This is a genomic window from Chromatiales bacterium 21-64-14, assembly GCA_002255365.1.
Lineage (GTDB): Bacteria > Pseudomonadota > Gammaproteobacteria > 21-64-14 > 21-64-14 > 21-64-14.
Genome location: NCBI01000002.1, coordinates 49,607 through 72,029 on the forward strand (window position 1 = coordinate 49,607; position 22,423 = coordinate 72,029).

Annotated in this window: 23 protein-coding genes; 8 read left to right on the top strand and 15 right to left on the bottom strand. The window is 64.1% G+C overall.

Features of this window, described 5'->3' with window-relative positions; genetic code table 11:
* Positions 1-13: 13 nt before the first annotated feature.
* From B7Z66_02380 to B7Z66_02390, 3 genes are all read right to left on the bottom strand, one after another.
* Positions 14-442: a 50S ribosomal protein L13 gene (locus B7Z66_02380; protein ID OYV77859.1), complete on the bottom strand. Its 429-nt coding sequence runs from the start codon at positions 440-442 to the stop codon at positions 14-16.
* A gap of 356 nt (positions 443-798) precedes the next feature.
* Positions 799-1,107, bottom strand: coding sequence for a 2Fe-2S ferredoxin (locus tag B7Z66_02385; GenBank protein ID OYV77860.1), 309 nt, complete (start codon positions 1,105-1,107; stop codon positions 799-801).
* A gap of 58 nt (positions 1,108-1,165) precedes the next feature.
* Positions 1,166-1,846, bottom strand: coding sequence for a hypothetical protein (locus B7Z66_02390; GenBank protein ID OYV77861.1), 681 nt, complete (start codon positions 1,844-1,846; stop codon positions 1,166-1,168).
* 167 nt (positions 1,847-2,013) lie between these two features.
* Between B7Z66_02390 and B7Z66_02395 the strand changes: the two genes are divergently transcribed.
* Together B7Z66_02395 and B7Z66_02400 are read left to right on the top strand one after the other, a co-directional pair.
* Positions 2,014-3,369: a hypothetical protein gene (locus tag B7Z66_02395; protein OYV77862.1), complete on the top strand. Its 1,356-nt coding sequence runs from the start codon at positions 2,014-2,016 to the stop codon at positions 3,367-3,369.
* Positions 3,370-3,430: 61 nt separating this feature from the next.
* Positions 3,431-4,075, top strand: a complete 645-nt coding sequence (locus tag B7Z66_02400; protein ID OYV77863.1) for a demethoxyubiquinone hydroxylase family protein — start codon at positions 3,431-3,433, stop codon at positions 4,073-4,075.
* Positions 4,076-4,114: 39 nt separating this feature from the next.
* Here B7Z66_02400 and B7Z66_02405 read toward each other — a convergent pair whose 3' ends face one another.
* The 3 genes from B7Z66_02405 to B7Z66_02415 all read right to left on the bottom strand — a co-directional run bounded on the left by B7Z66_02405 (position 4,115) and on the right by B7Z66_02415 (position 5,842).
* Positions 4,115-4,921: an S-adenosylmethionine decarboxylase gene (locus tag B7Z66_02405; protein OYV77947.1), complete on the bottom strand. Its 807-nt coding sequence runs from the start codon at positions 4,919-4,921 to the stop codon at positions 4,115-4,117.
* An 86-nt stretch (positions 4,922-5,007) separates the two neighbouring features.
* Positions 5,008-5,451, bottom strand: coding sequence for a glyoxalase (locus B7Z66_02410; GenBank protein ID OYV77864.1), 444 nt, complete (start codon positions 5,449-5,451; stop codon positions 5,008-5,010).
* Positions 5,420-5,842, bottom strand: a complete 423-nt coding sequence (locus B7Z66_02415) for a hypothetical protein (protein ID OYV77865.1) — start codon at positions 5,840-5,842, stop codon at positions 5,420-5,422. Before B7Z66_02415 ends, B7Z66_02410 begins: the two co-directional genes overlap by 32 nt.
* A gap of 124 nt (positions 5,843-5,966) precedes the next feature.
* Between B7Z66_02415 and B7Z66_02420 the strand changes: the two genes are divergently transcribed.
* On the top strand, positions 5,967-6,602 hold the full coding sequence (locus B7Z66_02420) for a transcriptional regulator Crp (protein ID OYV77866.1): 636 nt from the start codon (positions 5,967-5,969) through the stop codon (positions 6,600-6,602).
* Positions 6,603-6,704: 102 nt separating this feature from the next.
* Here B7Z66_02420 and trpC read toward each other — a convergent pair whose 3' ends face one another.
* Both trpC and B7Z66_02430 read right to left on the bottom strand, forming a co-directional pair.
* Positions 6,705-7,514: an indole-3-glycerol-phosphate synthase gene (gene trpC / locus B7Z66_02425; protein OYV77948.1), complete on the bottom strand. Its 810-nt coding sequence runs from the start codon at positions 7,512-7,514 to the stop codon at positions 6,705-6,707.
* Positions 7,511-7,942 (bottom strand): sulfurtransferase, encoded by a 432-nt coding sequence (locus tag B7Z66_02430; protein OYV77949.1) that lies wholly within the window; start codon positions 7,940-7,942, stop codon positions 7,511-7,513. Before B7Z66_02430 ends, trpC begins: the two co-directional genes overlap by 4 nt.
* A gap of 129 nt (positions 7,943-8,071) precedes the next feature.
* On the opposite strand from B7Z66_02430, the gene B7Z66_02435 reads away from it, so the two are divergent.
* Positions 8,072-8,830, top strand: a complete 759-nt coding sequence (locus tag B7Z66_02435; protein ID OYV77950.1) for a tRNA 2-thiocytidine(32) synthetase TtcA — start codon at positions 8,072-8,074, stop codon at positions 8,828-8,830.
* A gap of 136 nt (positions 8,831-8,966) precedes the next feature.
* Here the strand turns inward: B7Z66_02435 and B7Z66_02440 are convergent, their stop codons facing one another.
* The 7 genes from B7Z66_02440 to B7Z66_02470 all read right to left on the bottom strand — a co-directional run bounded on the left by B7Z66_02440 (position 8,967) and on the right by B7Z66_02470 (position 16,849).
* Complete coding sequence (locus B7Z66_02440; protein ID OYV77951.1) at positions 8,967-9,305, bottom strand: hypothetical protein; 339 nt, start codon at positions 9,303-9,305, stop codon at positions 8,967-8,969.
* Between the two features lie 256 nt (positions 9,306-9,561).
* A complete protein-coding gene (locus tag B7Z66_02445; GenBank protein ID OYV77867.1) occupies positions 9,562-10,986 on the bottom strand; it encodes a transcriptional regulator in 1,425 nt (474 codons plus the stop codon).
* A 54-nt stretch (positions 10,987-11,040) separates the two neighbouring features.
* Positions 11,041-13,257: a two-component sensor histidine kinase gene (locus B7Z66_02450; GenBank protein ID OYV77868.1), complete on the bottom strand. Its 2,217-nt coding sequence runs from the start codon at positions 13,255-13,257 to the stop codon at positions 11,041-11,043.
* On the bottom strand, positions 13,239-13,841 hold the full coding sequence (locus tag B7Z66_02455) for a hypothetical protein (GenBank protein ID OYV77869.1): 603 nt from the start codon (positions 13,839-13,841) through the stop codon (positions 13,239-13,241). The genes B7Z66_02450 and B7Z66_02455 overlap by 19 nt, the downstream gene beginning before the upstream one ends.
* A 15-nt stretch (positions 13,842-13,856) precedes the next feature.
* A complete protein-coding gene (locus B7Z66_02460; GenBank protein ID OYV77952.1) occupies positions 13,857-15,164 on the bottom strand; it encodes a 16S rRNA (cytosine(967)-C(5))-methyltransferase in 1,308 nt (435 codons plus the stop codon).
* A gap of 143 nt (positions 15,165-15,307) precedes the next feature.
* Entirely contained in the window at positions 15,308-16,249 is a 942-nt protein-coding gene (locus B7Z66_02465; protein ID OYV77870.1) for a methionyl-tRNA formyltransferase, read from the bottom strand.
* A 54-nt stretch (positions 16,250-16,303) separates the two neighbouring features.
* Positions 16,304-16,849: a peptide deformylase gene (locus B7Z66_02470; protein OYV77871.1), complete on the bottom strand. Its 546-nt coding sequence runs from the start codon at positions 16,847-16,849 to the stop codon at positions 16,304-16,306.
* A 157-nt stretch (positions 16,850-17,006) separates the two neighbouring features.
* Here B7Z66_02470 and B7Z66_02475 point away from each other — a divergent pair, with 157 nt between their 5' ends.
* The 4 genes from B7Z66_02475 to B7Z66_02490 all read left to right on the top strand — a co-directional run bounded on the left by B7Z66_02475 (position 17,007) and on the right by B7Z66_02490 (position 22,323).
* Positions 17,007-18,068: a hypothetical protein gene (locus B7Z66_02475; GenBank protein OYV77872.1), complete on the top strand. Its 1,062-nt coding sequence runs from the start codon at positions 17,007-17,009 to the stop codon at positions 18,066-18,068.
* An 89-nt stretch (positions 18,069-18,157) separates the two neighbouring features.
* On the top strand, positions 18,158-19,264 hold the full coding sequence (locus B7Z66_02480) for a DNA protecting protein DprA (GenBank protein ID OYV77873.1): 1,107 nt from the start codon (positions 18,158-18,160) through the stop codon (positions 19,262-19,264).
* Positions 19,265-19,267: 3 nt separating this feature from the next.
* Positions 19,268-19,747 carry a hypothetical protein gene (locus B7Z66_02485; protein OYV77874.1) on the top strand — a complete coding sequence of 160 codons (480 nt, stop codon included), beginning with the start codon at positions 19,268-19,270 and terminating at the stop codon, positions 19,745-19,747.
* A gap of 251 nt (positions 19,748-19,998) precedes the next feature.
* Positions 19,999-22,323 carry a DNA topoisomerase I gene (locus tag B7Z66_02490; GenBank protein OYV77875.1) on the top strand — a complete coding sequence of 775 codons (2,325 nt, stop codon included), beginning with the start codon at positions 19,999-20,001 and terminating at the stop codon, positions 22,321-22,323.
* Positions 22,324-22,423 lie beyond the last annotated feature (100 nt).

A 22,423-nucleotide genomic window follows, 5' to 3' on the forward strand; every position in this document is an offset into this window, starting at 1 on the left:
GGAATCCTCTGTGTTACAGTTCGAGCGGCTTGGGTTGCTGCGCCACGTGCTTGTGTTCGGGGCCCGGATACACTTTGAGTTTGCGCATCATGGCGCGCCCCAGAGAGTTCTTGGGGAGCATGCCGCGTACCGCATGCTGGATGACCCGCTCCGGAGCGGTCGCCAGCTGCTTGCCCAATGTGATGGATTTCAGGTTCCCGATGTATCCGGTGTGATGGTAATACACCTTGTCGGTCAGTTTCGCGCCGGTGGCCCGCACCTGACCCGCGTTGACCACTACCATATAGTCCCCGGTATCCACATGGGGCGTGTATTCCGGCTTGTGCTTGCCGCGCAGCCGCCGAGCCAGCTCGGACGCCAGACGACCGAGAGTCTTGCCGGACGCGTCTACTAGGTACCAGTCGCGGATCACGGTCTCCGGCTTGGCTACGAAGGTCTTCATCACACTCTCTCCAAAATACCGCGGCGGGGCCGCGGGAGGGGCGCAAATGGTACAAAAACCGTACGCAAGTTACAAGCCTGGGACGGCAGGACCGGCGGGGCGGCAGAAAAAAACGCGGCCTTGAGAGGCCGCGTGAAAACCACCTAAAGGAGGATGGAGGAGTCGCTGACATACGGATTTGCGGGGTCCGGACATCAGCTGATCAATATATTCTAATATTTAATTCCGATTGTCAACCCGGCGCCGGACCCCATCGGCCAGCGCACCTCGGCACCCCAGCTATGTATGTAACTAATTAAAAATTAGAATATATTCTGAGAGCGCCGGGCCGCGGCCTGGATCGGACCCCGCCGGTCTCAGATACGTAGCCGGTCCACTACCCGTCCGTGGATCAGATGTTCTTCGATGATCTCGTCGATGTCCTCGGTATCCACATAGGTGTACCAAACCGCCTCCGGATACACCACCAGCACCGGACCCTGGCTACAGCGGTCCATGCACCCGGCGAGATTGATCCTCACCCCGCCCGCGCCCGTCAGACCCAAGGCCTTGGTCCGGGCCTTGGCGTAGTCCCGCACCGCCCGGGCATCATGATTCTGGCAGCAGGCGCTGCCGTCCTCCCGCTGGTTGGTACAGAAGAACACATGGTAACGGTAGTAGGACATCGGGCGATTATATGGGCTCGGCAAGCCAGCGGGAACCATCGACGCCAGCCGGAACCCCTCAGAAACGGTAGACCAAGTTCACAGAGCTGAGATAATCGGTCTTTTTGGTCCCCACCGGGACGCTGCTGTTGAATTTGACGGTCTCCGCGACCTTCACGGCCAAGTTGCCCACCACCTGGCTCTGTAGCGAACTCACCGACTCCACGGTGGTATTGCTGCGTCCGCCCTCTACCCGCAGGCGCTGGTTGAGCTTGGCGCTGTCGCTGAGTGCCCAGGTAAGCCCGGCAGCGGCGCGGACAATCACCTCATTCCGCCCGCGCTCACCCTCCTGGCGGCTCTGGCGCAGACCGGGGCCCGCTTGGAGATCCGCGTGTACTGACGCGTAGGGATGGAAGCGGTGCCCGTAACCGAAACTCTCCGACGCCTGGTAAGCATAACCACTGAACCGGTCCGCGTCATAGCGCAAGTTGCCAAACCAGAACGAGGCGTGGCTGAAGTCGTACGCGGTCTTCAACTCGCCGACGTAGCGCTCAGCGGTAGTGGTCCCCTGGTTAGCGCTGTTGAGCGCCTCCAGCCTGAGATCGTCACGCCACTGGGTATGCTGATGTTCGACGTCGAGCGCCGCATTCAGGGTACTGGTATTAGTATTGCCCTGGGTCGCGACCAACCCGAGATCGGCCTCGCCGTTCCAGGACGCGGCACTGGCAACGGTCGGGACCAGCGCCAACGCGCTCAGCATGATCCATCGCACCACCGTTTGAACCCCCCCTGACGGGCGTGGTTTTACCCGCAATGCAGTAAGTCGAGCGGCGTATACTAACAGCCCAGCCCAGTGCTTCAACGTTGTTGCGCGGAGAGACCACGGAGCGCGTGACAATCCAGCCCCCTGGTAGCGACGATCGACCGATGCAGAACCCCCGCGCCCGTCCACCAAACGCCACCCGCCCACCGGAAGGACCGCGCGCCGCAGCGCTGCTAGCGGCCGCGGACCACTGTGTGCAATGCGGTCTGTGCCTTCCCCACTGTGCCACTTATGCCGTGAGCCGCGACGAGGGAGAATCGCCGCGCGGTCGCATCGCTCTGATCCAGGGCCTGCTGACCGGACGCCTGCAGGCGCAGCCACGCCTGCTCGCCCACCTGGACCACTGCCTCGTATGCCGCGCTTGCGAATCGGTGTGTCCCTCTCGGGTCCCCTACGGCACGATCATCGACGGGATCCGCGCGGAGTTGGAACCGCGGCGTGGGCGCAGCGCGGCACAACGCCTGCTGCGCCGGGTGACCCTGGATGGCATCGTGACGCACCGCAAAGCCTTGCATTTTACCGTAGCCCTGCTGCGCCTCTATCAACGCTCTGGCCTGCAGATCGCGGCACGCCGTAGCGGCCTGCTGGACCGGCTGGGACTCGCCGGCCTGGAGGCGTTGCTACCCGCGCTGCCACCCATGCGCCCATGGAAGTCCCGGTACCGCGCGCACGGCAGCAGCCGTGGCACCGTGGCCCTATTCACCGGGTGCGTCGCGACGGTGTTGGACCGCGTGACCCTGGAGGCCGCCATTCGCGTTTTGAACCGGATCGGCTTCGACGTAACGGTGCCCGCCGGCCAGGCCTGTTGCGGCGCTCTGCATCGCCACAACGGGGCATCGGAGGGAGCCCGCTCCCTGGCGCGGCGCAATCTCCGGGCATTCGCGGATCCGGCATTGACCGCCGTGGTGGGAGTGGCAAGCGGCTGCACCGCAGAGCTGTCCGAATACGCGCAACTGCTCTCCGACGAGGACGACACCGCCTTCCCGCAGCGGGTATGGGACATCACCCGGTTTGTGGCCGATACGCCGTGGCCAGCCAGTGTCACGCCCGCGCCCCTCGCGGCGCGCGCTCTGGTGCACGATCCATGCACCCTGACCAACGTACTCCGCGTGCCGGACGCGCCTTACCGTCTGCTGAAGCGGATTCCGGGGCTGAAGGTGGACCCGCTGCCGGGAAACGCCCATTGTTGCGGCGCCGCCGGCAGTCAGTTGTTGACTGACCGGGCACAGGCCCAGCGGCTGCTGGAGCCGAAACTCGTGGCGCTGCGCGCCGCGCGGCCGCAGTTTCTGATCACCTCCAATGTGGGTTGCGCGTTGCACTTCGCCGGGGCCTTGGGCCATGGACTGAACGACCTGGAACTTCTCCATCCAGTGGCCCTGCTCGACCGGCAACTCACCGCCGGTGCGCAGCGGGACGGTGATGAGCTTCCCGGTGCAACGCACAGCGGCGTCATGGAATAGCCGCGCGTGAAACCATCGATGATCCTCGACATCCGATAGCCTGAGGCAGTATCTTGGAGCGATGGGTGAACACCACTATTCCGCAACGGACCGGCTGATCGCACAGGTGGACCAGGCACTGCGTACCCTGTTCGGCAACCCCACCACCACCGGCCGCCCGGACCCGGCCGCCGCTGTGGAAGACGGCACGCTCTCCACCGCGGAGCAACATCAGTCTGCCCGGTTGATACGGGTCGACCACGCCGGCGAGGTCTGCGCGCAGGCCCTCTATCAGGGCCAAGCGCTTACCGCACGGAGGCCGGAAATCCGTGCCAAGATGCAACAGGCGTGCTGGGAGGAGAACGACCACCTGGACTGGTGCGCCGGCCGCCTACGCGCCCTCGGACACCGCCCAAGCTTGTTGAACCCGTTGTGGTATGCCGGTTCCCTGGCCATCGGGGCGGCGGCCGGTCTGGCTGGGGACCGCTGGAGCCTGAGTTTCGTGGCTGAGACTGAAGCCCAGGTGGGGCATCACCTAGACGGGCATCTTAGCCGTCTGCCGACGCAGGATCACAAAAGCCGGGCCATTCTGGAGCAGATGAAACGGGACGAGGCGCGGCACGCCACCGTGGCATTGGAGTCCGGCGCGGCACCGCTGCCGGCGCCGGTGCGCGGCATCATGGCGCTGACTTCGCGCATCATGACCACCACCGCCTACTGGTTCTGAAACCCGGTTCCCGGGAATACAAGCGGCGGCCGTGCCGGATCAACGCCGGATGTTGCGCCCGTAGAACATCTCCACCATCTCCCGCTGCAACAAGCCCCGGATGCGCTTTTCCTCGCGCTGCGACAGATCCTCCCGGTCGATTCCGAACAGATAGTTGTCCAGGTCGAACTCCTTCAGGATCATCTTGGTATGGAAGATGTTCTCCTGGTAGACGTTGACATCCACCATCTGATAGCGTTCCCGGGTGTCCTTGGCGATGAAATTTTGGATCGAATTGATCTTGTGGTCGATGAAATGCTTCCTGCCACTGACATCGCGCGTAAAGCCACGCACCCGGTAATCCATAATGACGATGTCGGACTCGAAGCTGTCGATCAGGTGGTTCAGGGCGCGCAGCGGTGATATGCGCCCGCAGGTGGAGACATCGATATCCGCACGGAACGTGCTGATGCCGTTATCCGGGTTGGGGTGGCTCTCCGGGTAGGTGTGGACGGTAATATGGCTCTTGTCCAGGTGGGCGACGACGGCCTCTGGTAGGGCGACGCCGGCCACGCTCGCCAGCTGCTCGGACGATATCGCGTCCTCGGCGATCAGCATGGTGACGCTGGCGCCCTGCGGGTCGTAGTCCTGGCGCGCGATGTTGAGGATGTTCGCGCCGATGATCCCGGTCACGTCGGTCAGGATCTGCGTCAAGCGTTCCGCGTTGTAGGCCTCATCAATATACTCGATGTACTCCCTGCGCTGAGCCGCCGTCTTGGCATAGCAGACGTCGTAAATATTGAAACTCAGACTCTTCGTCAGGTTGTTGAAGCCGTGCAGCCGAAGCTTTTGGGTTGCCCTCGCCACGACCACGCCCTCCCACGCTACGCCCAACAACGCCCGGCCGCACCCCCGCCCTACAGAGCGGGCGGCCGATCAACCCAGGGGCGCCATTATGCCCGATCTTCGGCTATGGGGGGATGGTAAATCATCTGCACGAGATTTCCAGCCGGATCCTGGCAGTAGAAGCTGCGCGCCCCGTCCCGGTGAGTGCGCGGAGCAGACCGGACGGGCACACCCCGGCCCACAAGGAACTCATGCCATGCGTCCACATCCGCAGGGCTGCGGAGCAAGAACCCAATATGATCCAAACGCTGATCGCCCTGCGGAGCGAAGTGCCCGGCGGGCCGGTGGAGGGCCAGGTTGTCGGCCCCTGAGGTCAGGTAGACGTTATCCGGGTCCGGCCGCCACTCCACACGCATGCCCAGGAGTTCCACGTAGAACCGCTCACAGGCAGCCAGATCCGCGACCATGAGCGCCACATGCCGCAGTCCAGCCGTGGGCGCGGGACGGGTACCGCGATCCTTAGCTTTCGGCGTCGACGATTTCGAAGTCATGGGTCATCGTCGCGGTCTTGCCGAGCATCACCGACACCGAACAGTATTTCTCCGCTGAGAGCTGCACCGCCCTGTGGACCTGGTGTTCCGCCAAACCCCGCCCGCTGACCACGTAGTGAACGTGGATTCCCGTAAAGACTTTGGGTACGGAGGTAGACCGTTCCGCGGACACCTCCACGACACAGTCCATGACCGGCTGGCGCGCCTTGGCAAGGATCTGCACCACGTCGAAGCCCGTACACCCAGCCAGGCCCAGCAGGACCATCTCCATGGGACGCGGCCCCAGGTTGTGCCCACCGGCCTGCGGGTCACCGTCCATGATGAGGGCGTGCCCACTCCCGGCCTCGCCGACGAACATCACGTCCCGCACCCAACGGGCGGAGACCTTCACGCTCGCCGCCCCGTGCCGCTATAAGTATGGATCCACACCGTTCGACAACCCTCAAGACATTGGCTTACACTTAGCCGGTGATTTTTCGGGGTATTCCGGGGCGCGGCGCCCCCGAGGGCAAGCCATGGCCAAACTGACGGCTCCTAAGGTAAACCCGACCATCGAGCGGTTCCTGGTCCACTGCCATCGTCGCCGCTATCCCACCAAGAGCGTGATCATCTACGCTGGAGATCAACCGGATGCCCTCTACTATATCATTGAGGGCTCGGTCACCGTACTGATCGAAGACGAGGACGGACGCGAGATCGTCCTCGCCTACTTGAATCCCGGTGACTTCTTTGGAGAAATGGGGCTGTTCGATGAGCAACAGAACCGCAGCGCGTGGGTCCGGGCCCGAACCCGCTGCGAACTGGCGGAGATCAGCTATACCCGGTATCGTCAATTATCCGAGGAAGATCCCAGTATCCTGTTCGCCTTGGCCTCACAAATGGCGCTGCGGTTGCGCAAAACCAGCCGCAAGGCCGGCGATCTCGCGTTCCTGGACGTGACGGGCCGGGTCGCCCGAACCCTGCTGGAATTGTGCAAAGAGCCCGACGCCCTCACCCATCCCGACGGCATGCAGATCCGTGTTACCCGTCAGGAGATCAGTCGCATCGTAGGCTGCTCGCGCGAAATGGCGGGCCGCGTGCTTAAGAGCCTGGAAGAGGAGAATCGGATCTCGGTGAAGGGCAAGACCATCGTGGTGCACGGTACCCGTTGACGCGTCCCATGACCCACCTCGGCACCCGCGGCGCGTAAACGAGGGCACGCGCATCGAGCGATGTAACTCCGGCTACGCGGAGGTGCCGCGCAAGCCGCGCGGTCACGCAAACAACTCGGCGAGCCGCGCTCCAGGGTCCGGCGCGCGCATGAAGGCCTCTCCCACCAGGAAACTGCACACGCCGTGGCTGCGTAGCCGGGCGACGTCATCGCGGTTCTGCACCCCACTCTCGGTCACCAACAAACGGTCCGGCGGCACCCGTTCCCGCAGCATCAGGGTGGTGGCCAAATCGGTCTCGAAGGTACGCAGGTTCCGGTTGTTGATCCCGACCACGGGCGCGTCCACAACCAAGGCCCGATCCAGTTCCACCCCGTCGTGCACCTCCACCAGCACGTCCATGTGCAGGCCCTGGGCCAAGTCGCAATACTCACGTAGCTGGGAATCACCCAGGGCAGCGACGATCAGCAGGATACAATCGGCCCCCAATACCCGGGATTCGTAGATCTGGTAGGGATCGATCACGAAGTCCTTGCGCAGCACCGGCAGGCCACAGGCGGATCGGGCCCGCGCCAAGTGGGTATCATCCCCGAGGAAGAATTCGCGGTCGGTGAGCACCGAAAGGCACGTGGCCCCGCCCCGCGCGTAGGATTCGGCGATCCGCTCCGGCTCGAATACTTCACGCAGAACCCCTTTGCTGGGCGAGGCGCGCTTGATTTCCGCAATTACCGCAGCGTCTCCAGCCGCTACCACTTGACGCAGGCGCGCAGCGAAGCCCCGCGTGGGTGGGGCCCCTTCCGCCTGCCGACGCAACTCCCCGATCCCTAAAGCTTGGCGCCGCGCCGCCACCTCCTCGGCCTTGCGGCGCAGGATCCTATCGAGGATGTCCGCGACTGGGCTGGGATAGTGTTTCAACACTGCTCCCAAGGCAGGCCCACATGGCGCCACCCGGCCTGGGTGCTCCGGTGATGCTGTTCATCCAGCGGCCCCTCGAACCCGTCGCTCACGTGAAACACGTCGGGCAGCCCCTCCCCGGCCAACAGTTCGCCGGCCTCTCGGGAGCGATTTCCGCTTCGGCAGATCAGAATAACGGGTGCGCAGCCGTTGCCGTGACCGGATACCCCCCCAAGCATCACCTTACGCACCAGGAGAGAAAAGCTGGGGTTAATCCGCCAATCCGGTTCGTCGATCCAGGGGATGTGTATCGCCCCCCGCGGGTGTCCGACGAACAGGTACTCCATGGTGGAGCGCACGTCGATCAGTACCGCTCTGGGATTCTGCTCGAGCACCGCCCAGGCCTCCTGCGCAGTGATTCCCTTGACCTTACGGTGCGGCATGGATATTGCTGGACTCCGCCGTGGTGGCCGCGCCCGGTCACGGCCGTCGCGGTAGTATACTCCGGGGATTCCGTATCCTGCGACCGGTGCCGCGTCCTTGCGCCACTGGACGAAGTCCCGGTATCTTTCCAGCCTATGGCCACTCCGGTGCAACCTCCGAAAAACCTGCTGCGGCCTGTCGGACGGGGTATCGCCGACTTCGGCATGATCCGGCCCGGCGACCGTATCCTGTTGGGGCTCTCGGGCGGAAAGGATTCCCTGTCGCTGCTGCATGTCCTGCTCCACCTGCAACGCCACGCGCCCATTTCCTTTGCGGTGGGGGCCGCGACTGTCGACCCCATGGTGGAAGGCTTCGACCCATCCGTCCTTAAGCCGTACCTAGCCACCCTGGAGGTTCCGTACTTCTATCGCGCGCAGCCGATCCTCGATCGTGCCCGTGCACACATGGGCAATGATTCGTTCTGTGCGTTCTGCTCCCGCATGAAGCGCGGCGTGCTCTACGACACCGCGCGCCGCGAGGGATACAACGTGTTGGCATTGGCCCAGCACCTGGACGACGTGGCGGAGAGCTTCCTGATGTCGGCCTTCCACGGGGGACGCCTGAAGACCATGAAGGCCCATTACCGCAACGACGCGGGGGACGTGCGCGTGATTAGGCCCCTGATCTATGTCCGCGAGCGCCAGACTGCCGCCTTTGCCCGGATGGCCGCCCTGCCGGTGATTAGCGAAAATTGTCCGGCCTGTTTCGGCATGCCCACCCAGCGCCAACACATGAAGGACCTCCTTGGCCACGAAGAAAAGGCAAATCAGCGGGTTTTTAAGAGTATATTATCTGCTGTCCGCCCACTTTTGGCCGACCATACGGAATTTTATGGGTCCAATATCCCACAATGAGGTAAAATATATGTGGGTGGGTTTTGTATGCCTAAAAATTAATTTTTATGGCAATAAAGTGGGAATAAAATCCGATAAATGCCCCGGCGCGCCCTGTAAACGCGTCTAACGGATTCAAAACACTCACCCCCGAGGCTCAGCGGTTCGACCCCGTGCCTGCCAGCGCCTTCCGGACCCGGTTCAGGAACACCCGCATCTCCTTGGCAGCCTGAACGTCGCCGCGCCCCTCCGCCACCCGAATGCCTTGTTCGTATGCGTGGGCCGCCTCCGGGAGACGCCCCGCATCGGCCAGCGCTTTCCCGTAGGCCTTCCAGGCCGCCGAGTGCAACGGCTCCAGTTCCAGCGCCCGCGCGAGGTGGGCCACCGCCTGGGTAGCCTGACCTTCCTTCAGGTAGGCGCTGCCCAGGCCGTAACGCAGCAACGCGTTGTCCTGGCCGGTGGCCAGCAGTGCCTCCAGATTCTGGATCACGCCCATCAATGCCCCTCCATTCTGATCATCGTCCACCTCGATCAGCGCATCACCTTGCGCGGCGATCGCGCTCCCATGGCGGCATAGCGCGGCAACCCGCGCCTCGGTACCGGGAACCTGCTCCCCAAAAGCGCGCAAGTGCTGCCCAACCAGCGGGCTGCCGGGTTTTGACCTGCGGGCTGAGTCCCGCAGGGGATCCGGCTGGGGTGGACGAACGGCGGACGGAAGGGCCCGTACCGTCCCGCGGGCAGGTGGTCGCGCATCACTCTCCGTACGCGACCTTTTTCGGATCGATACCCAGCGCCCGAAGCTTCCGGTAGAGGTGAGTACGCTCCATCCCCACCTGCACGGCCAGACGACCGATGCTACCACCTGCCTCCTGGAGTTGGTGTTCGAGGTAGGCGCGCTCGAACCGTTCCCGCGCTTCTCGCAGTGGTAACTCGAAAGAAATGTTGGCAGGCAGGGGTGGCCGCCTCGGCTGCCGCACCCTGGCGCCGATCGCGCTTTCCACCTCCACGGGACCGATCTCCTCGCCGGTCGCCAGGATCAGGAGGCGCTGAACGAGGTTCTTGAGCTCCCGGATATTGCCCGGCCAGTGGTAATGGCGCAGGCGATTCTGGGCGGCGAGGGCAAGCCTACGGTAGGGGAGGCCCTCATGATTGACGAACTGATCCACGTAGAAATCGAGCAACTCGGGTAAGTCCTCGGGATGTTCGCGCAATGCGGGGATCACGAGCGGAACAACGTTAAGATGATAATACAGGTCCTCCCGGAACCTGCCGGCCGCCACCTCCGCCGGTAAAGCCGACAAGGTCGCCGCGATCACGCGCACATCGAGCCGTAGCGTCCCATCGCTCCCCACCCGGGAAAACGAATGGCTCTCCAGAGCGGCGAGCAGTTGGACCTGGGTCCTCAAGTCCAGATCCGCCAATTCGTCGATAAAAAGCGTGCCCCCGTTAGCTTGCTCCAACAAACCGTATTCGATCACGCCATCGCGTTCCCGCCCGAAAAGATCGGTCAATGCCCGCTCACGGCTCAGACTCCCGACGCCCACTTCCACAAAGGGACCGTCCCGGCGCGGGCCACATGCATGTATAAATCGCGCAAAAGTTTGCTTGCCGCTGCCCGGCTCTCCGGTGATCAGCACCGGGGATTCATGACGCGCGATCCGCTTGACCTGGTCACGCAGCCCATGCATGACGGCGCTTTTCCCGATCGGCTCCAGCATGCTCGGTGAGCGTCGTTTCAGGCCCGCGTTCTCGCGCAACAGACGCTCAGCATCAAGGGCGCGCTCTACCGTAAGCAGGAGCTTGGCCAATGAAAGCGGCTTCTCAATGAAATCATAGGCGCCGAGCCGCGTAGCCTCGACCGCCGTCTCTACGGTGGCATGTCCGGACATGACAATCACCGGGCACGGCAAACCACCCCCTTCGGACCACTCCCTGAGCAGGGTCACCCCATCCACGTCCGGCATCCAGACGTCCAACAGGATCAGATCCGGACGCCGGCAGCGACGCAGCCGGCGCGCCTCCGCCCCATCCTCTGCCACCCCTACCTCATACCCTTCATCCTCGAGAATCTCCTTCACGAGGTTCCGGATAGCGGGTTCGTCATCCACTACTAATATATAGTTCACAACCGCCCCAATGTAGTGTTTCGCGCCAGGCGTGGTGATGCCGGAAGCCATTGCGCCGCGCGCTGGCGATCCGCGCCTCGATCCCATGGTGACGCGAACCATCGGTCACCGCGCATCGCGCTGAACCTGGCCCACGGGCGCCGGCACGCGCACCGTGGCCACCGGCAATCGGATGATCACCCGGGCCCCGGTCGGAACATGGTTCTCCGCCCAGATCAGACCTCCATGCTCTTCGACGATCTTCTTGACGATGGCGAGGCCCAAACCCGTACCCTTGGGCTTGGTCGTCACGTAGGGCTCGAATAGTTGGGCCATGACACCATCGGGAAACCCGGGCCCATTGTCCTCCACCGAGACCTCAATATAGCGCGTTGCCGCGGCGCCGCGGTAGACAGTGGCGATAATCAGATGCGGGTCGTTGGCCCGCACCGTCGCTTCCATCGCGTTCTTCACCAGGTTGTGCAACAGCTGGCGCAACCGACCGGAGTCCGCGTGAACCATCGGAAGATGCGCCTCCAGGTTCGCTTGAATCCGCAACACCGAGGCCCCTCCACGATAGAGCTCGAGGACCTCGCCGATCAGCTCGTTCAAATCCAGCGTCGTCAATCGGATCGGCGGTGCGTGCGCATACTGCGTAAAGGCGTTGACCATCGCCTTCATCGCTTCGACTTGCTGCACGATAGTATGGGTCGCGCGATCCAGCACCTCCGCATCCGCCGGCTTCATATCCGCCAGGAATTTGCGGCGCAGGCGCTCCGCCGAAAGCTGGATGGGGGTCAGCGGATTTTTGATCTCGTGCGCCAAGCGCCGCGCCACCTCGCCCCAGGCTGCGTCACGCTGCGCCTGGATCAGGGCCGTCACATCATCGAATACGATAACATGCCCAGACTGGAGGCTACCGACTTCCGACAACGGCGTGCCGCGGCACATCAGCACCTGGCGACCCGCGCCGCCGAATAGGGTGGCTTCGGCACGCCATTCGCTGCCCGACGCCAACAGATACGGTACCAGCACATCAACGAACGGCCCCAGCTGCGGGTGGACTGTCAGCGTCTCTTCCAGTCGCCGGCCTACCCAGGCCCCGAGACCGACACCCAGGATGTGTCCGGCGGCATCGTTCACGGTACGCAGAACGCGCCCCCGATCCAGGACGAGCACTCCAGAAGACAACCTGCCGAGGACCGCCTCCACGTAGGCCCGTTGCCGTTCGGCCTGCCGCTGGCTGTGACGCGCCTCGTTCCGTGACAGGGCGATTTTTCGTGTCATGTCGTTGAACGACCGGACCAGAAACGCGAGTTCGTCGTGCCCGACGACCGGCAGCCGCTTATCGTACTCACCGGCCGCGACGGCGCGGGTACCCTCGGCAAGCTCACGAATCGGCTCCATCACGCGGCGCGCGGAGAAGAACGCCGCCCAAACCGCAGAAAGCAGGCTGAGGAGCAGCACCAGGGTCAACGTCAACGTGAAGCTGTACTTCAAGGACTGGCGCAGGTACGACAGCTCCTTGTACTGGGCAAAGGCGGCCTGGACGCTGTCGGCCAACGCGCCCATGCGCTCGGGCACCGGATAAAGGGCCTGCAACAATCGGCCGGCGCTACCGTGGCTGTCGGACGGTATATTGACCACCGCACGGACATGCAGGCCATGGTCACGCATCACGTCCAGGCCGACATAGTCATGACCCTGCCGCAGCGCGAGAAGGACGCCGTCGCCAGGGCGATCGGGTACGATCTCCGATGCGTTCGCGCTGCTGACCGCAAGCACACGGGCGCCCTGCCCGTACACCGACAACTCGCTGGCATCACTCGCGACCCGAAGATCGTTCAGCTTGATTCCCACCAGGGCGTTCGGAGTGTCCGCTAAGTCACCGGCCATCGCCTTGGTGCCGCGCAGCAGCTCCCGCATGCGCATGTCCAGAGCGGCGCGGCTCAGTTCCAACGCGTCGCTCAGAGCATGCTCAATCCGCAGATCGAACCAACTGTCGATACCCCGATGAAGAAACTGCAGGGAGAAATAGTAGACCACCGACACTGGCACCACGGACAGAACGATGAACATCGCCACCAAACGCAAGGTAAGCCGCGAACCCGCTACCCGTTCGCGGTACTGGCGTACCAGTTGGAACAAGTGATTTCCGATCAATATCAGCAGAACGACCAGCCCGGCTACGTTGACCAGCAACAACCACGAATACGGCCCATCGGCGCGCACCGATTTCTGGGTCGCATCCCCCATCAGGTGCAGCGAGATCAGGAGCAGGGCCACCAGCAGGATGGCCGGGACGATTCCGGTGAGCAGGCGCTTCAGGAGTGAACCGGGCATGTATACCAGTCACTGGCGAGGTGCCACCCGGACGACAGATACGCCATGGGTCGCAGCGGCAGGGGCAGCGATTCGATATCCAGACGGACCCGGAGCCGCACAAAATCACCGTGGCCGCCGCCGAGCAGTTTTTCGTCTAGGATCGGGAGATTGCGGATCGAGCCGATCGCCTTGAACGCCATGCCACGGGTCGGATAGATCCGTCTGATCCCGGTATTCAAGTTCGTCACCAGGTACTGGCGACTGAGTGCGTGATAGCGGACTTGGTAGCGCTGCCGCAGCCGCGCAACCGTCTCTGCCCAAAGCCAGCGCCGTGGCCGCATCAACTGGATCTGCAGTTCGATGATAAGTGGCACGTCATTCTTCAAGGCTTCCGCGGCCGTCGCGCTGAGGCGGAACGCCAGCCGCGCGTTCAGGCGATAGACTGCGTCGTCCAGGTACGTGTTGGCACTGAGCACGGAGAACCCTGGCCGCGGGGAGGCGCTGTAGGCGAATCTAATGGGCAGCAACGAGAACGCGACCCCGGCCAGCAGGAGCGCCGCCCCCATTCCAGGTCGCGGTGCATTGGTCCGTCCCTTAGGCATTCACGTGAGCCGTTTTCAGCGCTTTACCAGGCCGGCGTAATAGAAGCCGTCCATCCCTCCCTCCCCCGGGAGGACCTGATGGCCGATGGAACATGGGCGTCCTACCGGCAATCGAATCTGTCGTGGCGTGGCCTCGGGGTGGCGGTCCAGAAACGCTGCCATTCTTTGCGCGTTCTCCTGCGGCAGAACTGAGCAGGTGGCGTACAACAGCATACCGCCGGAATCCAGCAAGGGCCATAACGCCTCCAGCAATGCGTCCTGCGCGGCGGACAACGCCGCAATGTCTCCCGCCCGGCGCAAGCATTTGATGTCGGGATGACGTCGGATCACGCCGGTAGCGGAGCACGGCGCATCCAGGAGAATCCGATCGAAGGGATTCCCATCCCACCAAGTCCCGGTTTGGGTGGCATCGGCGATGTGGGTCTCGGCCTTCAGGCGCAGACGGCGCAGGTTATCGGTCAGCCGCGCGGCGCGCGTCGGGTCCCGTTCCAGGGCCACCAGACGCGCGAGCGCCGGCTCACTCTCTGCGATGTGGGCGGTTTTCCCGCCTGGCGCCGCACAGGCATCGAGCACGCGGTGGCCAGCAGCGAGCTCCAGCATTGGCACGGCGAGCTGAGCCGCGCCGTCCTGGACCGAGACCAGCCCATCGGCGAACCCAGGCAGCCGCGCAACCTCTCGGGGCGCATCCAGTACAACACCGCTTGGGACCTGTGGCACAGGAAGGACAGCGAGGCCGCCGTCGCGCGCCAGATCCAGATAATCGGCGCGGGAGATGCGGCTGGTATTCACCCTCAGGTGCATGGGTGGGCGCGCGTTGTTGGCTTCGAGCACTTGCTGCCAGTGGTCCGGCCAAGCCGCGCGCACGCCGTCCACGATCCATTGGGGATGGGCGAACCGTGCCGGCTCCCGGCACTCTACCTGGGCAGTGAGGGCGTCCCGATTCCGTGCATAGGACCGCAACACCCCGTTGACGAGCCCGGCGCCCCACGCGCGGCCGAGGGAGCCGGCCGCCGTCACCGTCTCATCCACCGCGGCGTGGGCCGGGATGTTGAGATGGGCAAGCTGATACAGCCCCACCAGTAGCAGACTGTACAGGTCCGCATCTCGCCGCCGCAGGGGTCGGGGTAGTAACGCCTGGGCCAGGGCGGCCAAGCGGGGGTGCCAGCGTAGGACGCCGTAACAGAGTTCCTGGACCAACGACCGGCCGGACTCCGCGGGTGGAAGCGACGCCAGCGCCCGGGGCAGCGCCTGGGTCAGGGAATGCCTCCCCACCAGGACCTGGGTCAGTACACGGGCGGCTTGAGCGCGGGGGTTGGCGGACATGACGGATCGCATCTGGCAGGGAAGATACCCCGGGGCACCCGGAAACCGGCCCGGCGCGTCCGGATGCTACTGCGGCGCCGGCCGCTGGTCGAGGGGCGTGGCACCGTCCGCCTCCGTAGAACAAGCCGAACTCCACCAGGCTCCTAGCCGAAGCGGCTACCCGCGAGCCTGCGCGCCGCGAGGAATTCCCCAGGTGTGAGCCGGCGCCCGCCGGGCAGCTGGATCTCCCGTAGTCGCAACGTCCCGTGGCCGGTCGCCACGTCGATACCCTCGGGCTGCGCGGCGATCACGGTCCCTGGCGCTCCCCCCGGGCCCGCGGCCACCGCGGTGGCCGCCCATACCCGCAGGGTCTGCCCATCAGGCAGGCGGGTCTGGGCCACCGGCCACGGATTGAAGGCGCGCACTTGGCGCTCCAACTCCGCCGCCGGGCGGCGCCAGTCCAGGATCCCATCGGCCTTCCGGACCTTGCTTGCATAGCACGCCTGGGACGGATCCTGAGCGCTGGGGTCCAGGGTCCCGGCCACCAGTTGTCCCAGGACATCCAACAGGAGCAGGGCCCCCTGCTGAGCCAGGCGATCGTGCAGCAGGCCCCCGGTATCCTCGGGGCCTATCGGACACGACCGGCGGGCCAGAACGGGGCCGGTATCCAACCCTTCGTCCATCTGCATGATGGTAACCCCGGTTTCGGTGTCTCCGGCGAGCAATGCCCGCTGAATCGGCGCGGCCCCACGCCAGCGCGGCAGCCGGGAGGCATGGACATTCAGGCACCCGTGCATCGGGAGCGCGAGCACCGCCCGCGGCAGCAGCAAGCCGTAGGCCACCACAATCAAAACGTCCGGCCGGTAATCCGCAAGCGTCTGTTGCGCCGTTTCCAGGTTGAGGGTCGCGGGTTGTTCCACCGCAAGGCCCTGTTCCAGGGCGTAGGTCTTAACCGGGCTCGCCCGCAGTCGGCGCCCGCGACCGGCGGGACGGTCCGGTTGCGTGTAGACCGCGCACACCGCATGGTGCGAGTCGCACAACGCCCGCAAGGTGGGCAGCGCGAACTCTGGAGTTCCGGCAAACACGAGGCGTAGGGCGGTAGCCATGAGAATTTCGAGTAGGGGCGTAACGCCCGCCGGCGGGTGATCCGGGGCCGGCCGCTAAATTACCGTTCCGTGAGAACGACCGGTTTCAGCGGGCACATCGCCCCCAAGCCGGCGCTGCTTCTCGAGCCGCTTGCGGATCCGCTGGCGCTTCAGTTCCGAGAGGTAGTCGACAAACAGGCGCCCGTCCAAATGGTCCAGCTCGTGCTGAACGCACACCGCCAGCAGTCCATCGGCCTCCTGTTCGAAGGGCCGCCCATCCCGGCCCAGGGCCCGGAAGCGAACCCGCTGCGCGCGCTGCACGGTTTCGTAGACCCCGGGAACCGACAGGCACCCTTCCTGCATTTCCTCCTCGCCGTCCCGGGTCAGGATCTCCGGGTTGACCAGGGCCAGTGGCGCGCTGTGGTCCTCGGAGACGTCCACCACTACCACCCGGCAGTCCACTCCGACCTGAACCGCCGCAAGCCCGACCCCGGGTGCGGTGTACATTGTTTCCAGCATGTCGTCGATCAGACGCCGTATGGTGTCGTCGACCCGTTCCACCGCTCGGGCGCGGTGGCGGAGCCTGGGATCGGGGTAGTGGAGGATCTGAAGGAGCGCCATGTGAAATCCGTCACAAACCGGGCTTGGCCGCGGCATAAACCATAGGGGATCTCGGACGCTAACTATCATACGGATTTTGCTGTGGATTGGCCACACTTCATGGAGTGTGGGATTTGCGTTAAACTGCGGCGATCCGCCGCGTGAGGGGTCACAACGTATGGCTATGACAAGATGGCTTGCCCTGGGTCTGGTGCTTTTGCTCTGTGGGGGCGCGCAGGCGGGCACGGTTACGCTCCGGCCGGATCATCCCAACCGGTATGTGGTGGTCAAGGGAGATACGCTCTGGGGAATCTCCGCTCGCTTTCTGCGCGACCCCTGGATGTGGCCCGAGGTCTGGTCGGTCAACCCACAGATCCGCAATCCCCACCTGATCTACCCGGGTGACGTGATCGTGTTGTCGTACGTCAACGGGAAGCCGCAGTTGCGCCTGGGGCGCGCAGCGGCGGGAGCCACCACGGCGCCAGCCGGCGAACGCACGGTGGCGCTCCATCCGGAGGTGCGCCGCGAACCCCTGCCCAAGGCGATCCCCACCATTCCGATGAGCGCCATCCTCCCGTTTCTGACCCGGCCGGACGTAGTGGCCAAGGGAGAACTGAAGGCGGCGCCCTATGTCGTGGAGATCGCCAATGAGCATCTGGTCGGCGCCTCCGGGAGCCGCATCTACGTACGCCGGCTCACTGACCCGGCACACCGGCGCTATGCGGTGGTTCGGGAAGGGGGCGTGTACCGCAACCCGAAAACCCAGGAGATCCTGGGCTACGAAGCGATCCATCTGGCGGATGCGACCCTGATCACCCCCGGAGATCCGGCAACCCTGCGCCTAACACGGGTTAACCAGGAGGTATTGACCGGCGACCGTCTGGTTCCGTTGACCGATCAGCGTGTGGAAGAGAACTTCACGCCCCACGCGCCGAAGCAGCCCGTCGACGGCCAGATCATTTCCGTATTCCACGGCGTATCCCAGATCGGGCAGGATCAAGTGGTGGTCCTGGATGTGGGGCGCCGCGATGGGGTCCGGGTCGGAGACGTGCTGGCCATCTACCAGACCGGAGCGCGGATCCGCGACACCGTGGAAGGCGGGCTGGGCAAGACCGTCCAGCTCCCTGACGAACGCGCAGGACTACTTATGGTGTTCCGTCCCTTCGAGCGGGTAAGCTACGCCCTGGTGATGAGCGCCACACGCGCCATCCACCTGGACGATACCGTGCGCAATCCCTAGCGCGCGGAGGTTCAGCCCCGGTCCGACACCCCGCCGGACCGGCAGACCGCGGCCACTGACATGGATGTCACCGCGGAACGGAGCCAGTCATGGACGACACGGCATCGGAGACCGCGGCGTGGCTGCTGCTAGTGCGCACGCCCGGACTCGGCGCCACTGGCCTGCTCCGACTGGTGGAGCACTGCGGCTCGGCATCCGGGGTCCTCGCCAGGATCCCGGAATTGCGCCGCTCAGGGCTAGACCCGGCCAGCGCGGCATATCTGAGACACCCCGACTGGCGCAAGGTCAAACAGGACCTCGCTTGGCTGGCGTTGCCGCACCATGTACTGCTGACTTGGCAGGATTCGCGCTACCCGCCCGCACTCCGTGAGATCGCCGACCCGCCGCCGGCCCTGTTCGTGGCCGGCACGCCGGCGGTACTCGCCACCCCCCAAGTGGCGGTGGTCGGGAGCCGCAACCCGACCCCGGGCGGCCGCGATATCGCTTATCAGCTTGCGGGACAACTGGCGGCGGTGGGGCTCACCATCACCGGCGGCCTCGCCCGCGGGGTGGACACCGCCGGACACCGTGGCGCCTTGGATGCCGGTGGACTCAGCGTGGCGGTGGCAGGCACCGGCCTCGATCAGGTCTACCCCAGGGAGAACCGGGATCTCGCGCGGCGGATCGCCGAGCGCGGGGCCTTGGTATCCGAATTCCCCATGGGCACGCCGCCGCGGCGCGAGAACTTCCCACGCCGCAACCGCATCATCAGCGGCCTCGGTGCTGGCGTGCTGGTAGTAGAGGCGGCGTTGCGCTCCGGTTCCCTGATTACCGCCCGGCACGCCGCCAACCAGGGGCGCGAGGTGTTTGCGGTGCCCGGTTCCATATACAACCCCGTTGCCAGGGGATGTCACGCACTGCTGCGGGATGGCGCCAAGCTGGTGGAAACCGCGGAGGATATATTGGAAGAACTGACACAGCCGGCCTTGGGCGCGGGCCCCGCTGCGCGCCTGCACCCCCCTGCACCAGAACTGGACGAGATCCAACGCCGGGTACTGGACGCGCTCGGATACGATCCCGCCCCGGTGGACTTGGTGGTGGCCCGGACGAGATTGACGGCAGGGACGGTTTCCGCCATCCTGCTGGCATTGGAGTTGCGTGGCCTGGCGATCTGCGCCCCGGGCGGGCGCTATTTCCGGGCCGGGAAGGGGCTTTAAACGATGAAAGAAAACGTGCTCGATGTGCTGATGTACCTGTTTGAGAACTATTATCTCGACAGCGAGACGGAATTTCAGCCCGAGCGCTCGGTTTTGCAGGGGAAGCTGCTGGAGGCGGGATTCCCCACGCTCGAAGTGGAAAAGGCCTTCGACTGGCTGGAAGATTTGGTGACGCGCCAGGAGAACAGCCTGCAAGGGGTACAGACCTACCATTCGCTACGTTTGTTCAACGCCCAGGAGGTCCGGAAACTCGACCTGGAGGCCCGTGGGTTCTTGATGTTCCTGGAACAAATGGGCATCCTGACGCCGGCCAACCGGGAATTGGTCATCGATCGGGCCATGGCATTGGAAACCGAGGAGATCGACCTGGAGCAGCTCAAGTGGGTCACCCTGATGGTCCTGTTTAATCAGCCTGGCCAGGAGGCCGCGTATGCATGGATGGAAGATCTGGTGTTCGACAACACCGGGGGCTATCTCCACTAGGAATCTCGATTTCCCCGGTTGCCTTCAGGCAACCCTTTGTTCCTGAATGTAGTCTCCGGCTCGCAACGCACACCGCCGTTCCGCTCCAGCCCCCGTCCGCGCACCTGGAATCGCCTCCGGCGGAACCTCAATCCATCGCGGGTCCGGCCGATACGGGGGCGGGGTCGGACGGCACGCGGAAGAATCCTGGCGCCGCGCCGCGGGTGCCGGTAAAGTCCAGCGCGGGTCGTCCGCCGTCAGAATCGTGAGCTATGGGCAAAAATCTCGTCATCGTTGAGTCGCCGGCCAAGGCCAAGACCATCAAGAAGTACCTGGGCAAGGACTTCGAGGTGTTGGCGTCCTATGGCCATGTGCGCGACCTGGTGCCCAAAGGCGGCGCGGTGGACCCAGACGCCGATTTCGCCATGAAGTACCAAGTCATCGAAAAGAATGCCCGGCATGTAACCGCCATCGCCAAGGCCGTGAAAGGCGCAGACGCTCTCTATCTGGCCACCGACCCGGATCGGGAAGGTGAGGCCATCTCCTGGCACCTCTACGAGCTGCTCAAGCAGCAAAAGACCCTCGAACACACGCCTATCCACCGGGTCGTATTTCACGAGATCACCGAGCGCGCGGTCAATGACGCGGTGGCACACCCCCGGGGTCTGTCGATGGACCTTGTGAACGCGCAGCAGGCGCGTCGCGCACTGGACTATCTGGTCGGCTTCAACCTTTCGCCCTTGTTGTGGAAAAAGATCCGCCATGGCCTATCCGCCGGTCGGGTGCAGAGCCCGGCACTGCGGCTGATCGTCGAGCGCGAAGAGGAAATAGAGAAATTCACGCCCCAGGAATACTGGACCGTAGAGGCCGACACGGCCAAGGACGCTCAGAAGTTCATCGCGCGGCTCACCCATTTTGCCGGAGAAAAACTCTCTCAGTTCTCGATCTCGGATCAGAAGACGGCTCACAAGATCGATGCCGCGCTCAAAAAGCAGGGCGCCGGCAAGCTGATAGTATCCAACGTTGAGAAGAAGAAGCGGCGGCGCAACCCGGCAGCGCCGTTCATTACCTCCACACTCCAGCAGGAGGCATCCCGCAAGTTGGGCTTTTCTGCGCAACGGACCATGCGCACCGCCCAGCAGCTCTACGAAGGCGTGGAGGTGGATGGCAGCGCGGTGGGGCTGATCAGCTACATGCGCACCGACTCGGTCAATTTGGCACAGGAAGCCATCGCGGATTTGCGCGCCTTGATCGCTGAGCGCTACGGCAAGGACAACCTGCCCAAGGACCCCCATGCCTACAAGACCCGGGCGAAGAACGCCCAGGAGGCACATGAGGCGATCCGACCGACCGCCGCGTCCCGCACACCCGAGTCCGTCCACGACTACCTGACAGCGGATCAATTCAAGCTCTACGAGCTGATCTGGAAACGCACGGTAGCGTGCCAGATGATCAATGCGACCATCGATACGGTAGCCGTCGACTTCTCCTGCGGCGAAGGAAACGTCTTCCGGGCCACCGGTTCCACCATCGTGGATCCGGGCTTCATGGCGGTCTACCAGGAGGGTGTAGACGACGCGAAAGCGGACAGTGAAGACCGCTTGCTGCCGCCGCTCCAGGTGGGAGACATCCTGGCCTTGGAGCAGATCCGTCCCGAACAGCATTTCACGGAGCCGCCGCCCCGCTACACCGAGGCCAGTCTGGTGCGCGTCCTGGAGGAATACGGTATCGGGCGCCCTTCCACGTATGCCTCGATCATATCGACGCTGGTGCAACGGGAATACGCGGTGCTGGACAAGCGGCGCTTCCAACCCACGGACGTGGGGCGGATCGTATCGCGGTTCCTGAGCCAGCACTTCACTCAATACGTGGACTACGATTTTACGGCGAAACTGGAGGATGAGTTGGACGCGGTGGCGCGCGGCGAGAAGAACTGGATTCCGCTCATGCACGCGTTCTGGAAGCCCTTCCAGGAACTGGTGAAAGACAAGGAGAAGAATATCTCACGGACCGAGGCGACCACCGAGGCGACGGACGAGGCGTGCCCCAAGTGCGGCAAGCCGCTGACCATACGGTTGGGCCGTCGCGGCCGTTTCATCGGTTGCAGCGGGTACCCGGATTGCGACTATACCCGGGACGTGGATGGAAACCATGAAGAGCCCGATACCAGCGCTGTAGAAGGGCGCAGCTGCCCGCAGTGCCAGTCGCCGCTCCTGGTACGCCGGGGACGCTACGGGAAATTTATCGGATGCAGTACCTATCCGAAATGCCGTTTCATCGAGCCGCTGGAAAAACCGTCCGACACCGGGGTCAGCTGTCCCCAATGCGCCAAGGGCACCATGCTCAAACGCAAGTCGCGCTACGGCAAGATCTTCTATTCCTGCTCCACCTACCCGCAGTGCGATTACGCGGTATGGAACGAACCTCTGGCTGAGCCGTGCCCCAGTTGCGGCTGGCCCATGCTCACAGCGAAAACTACCAAGCGCCGGGGCACCGAGAAGGTGTGTCCGCGGAAGGAATGCGGGTTTGCCGAACCCATGGATAGCGATCAGGCGGAGGGATCGGAAGAGTCGATAGGGAAAACGGCGTCCCGCTGAGAATCTGACCGGCACCGGGCGCCCGGGCGGGCACCGGGCTTTGACCCGCAGTCATGACCCGGCTATCTTGGACACTTTGATCCCTACATCCTCCGTTCTA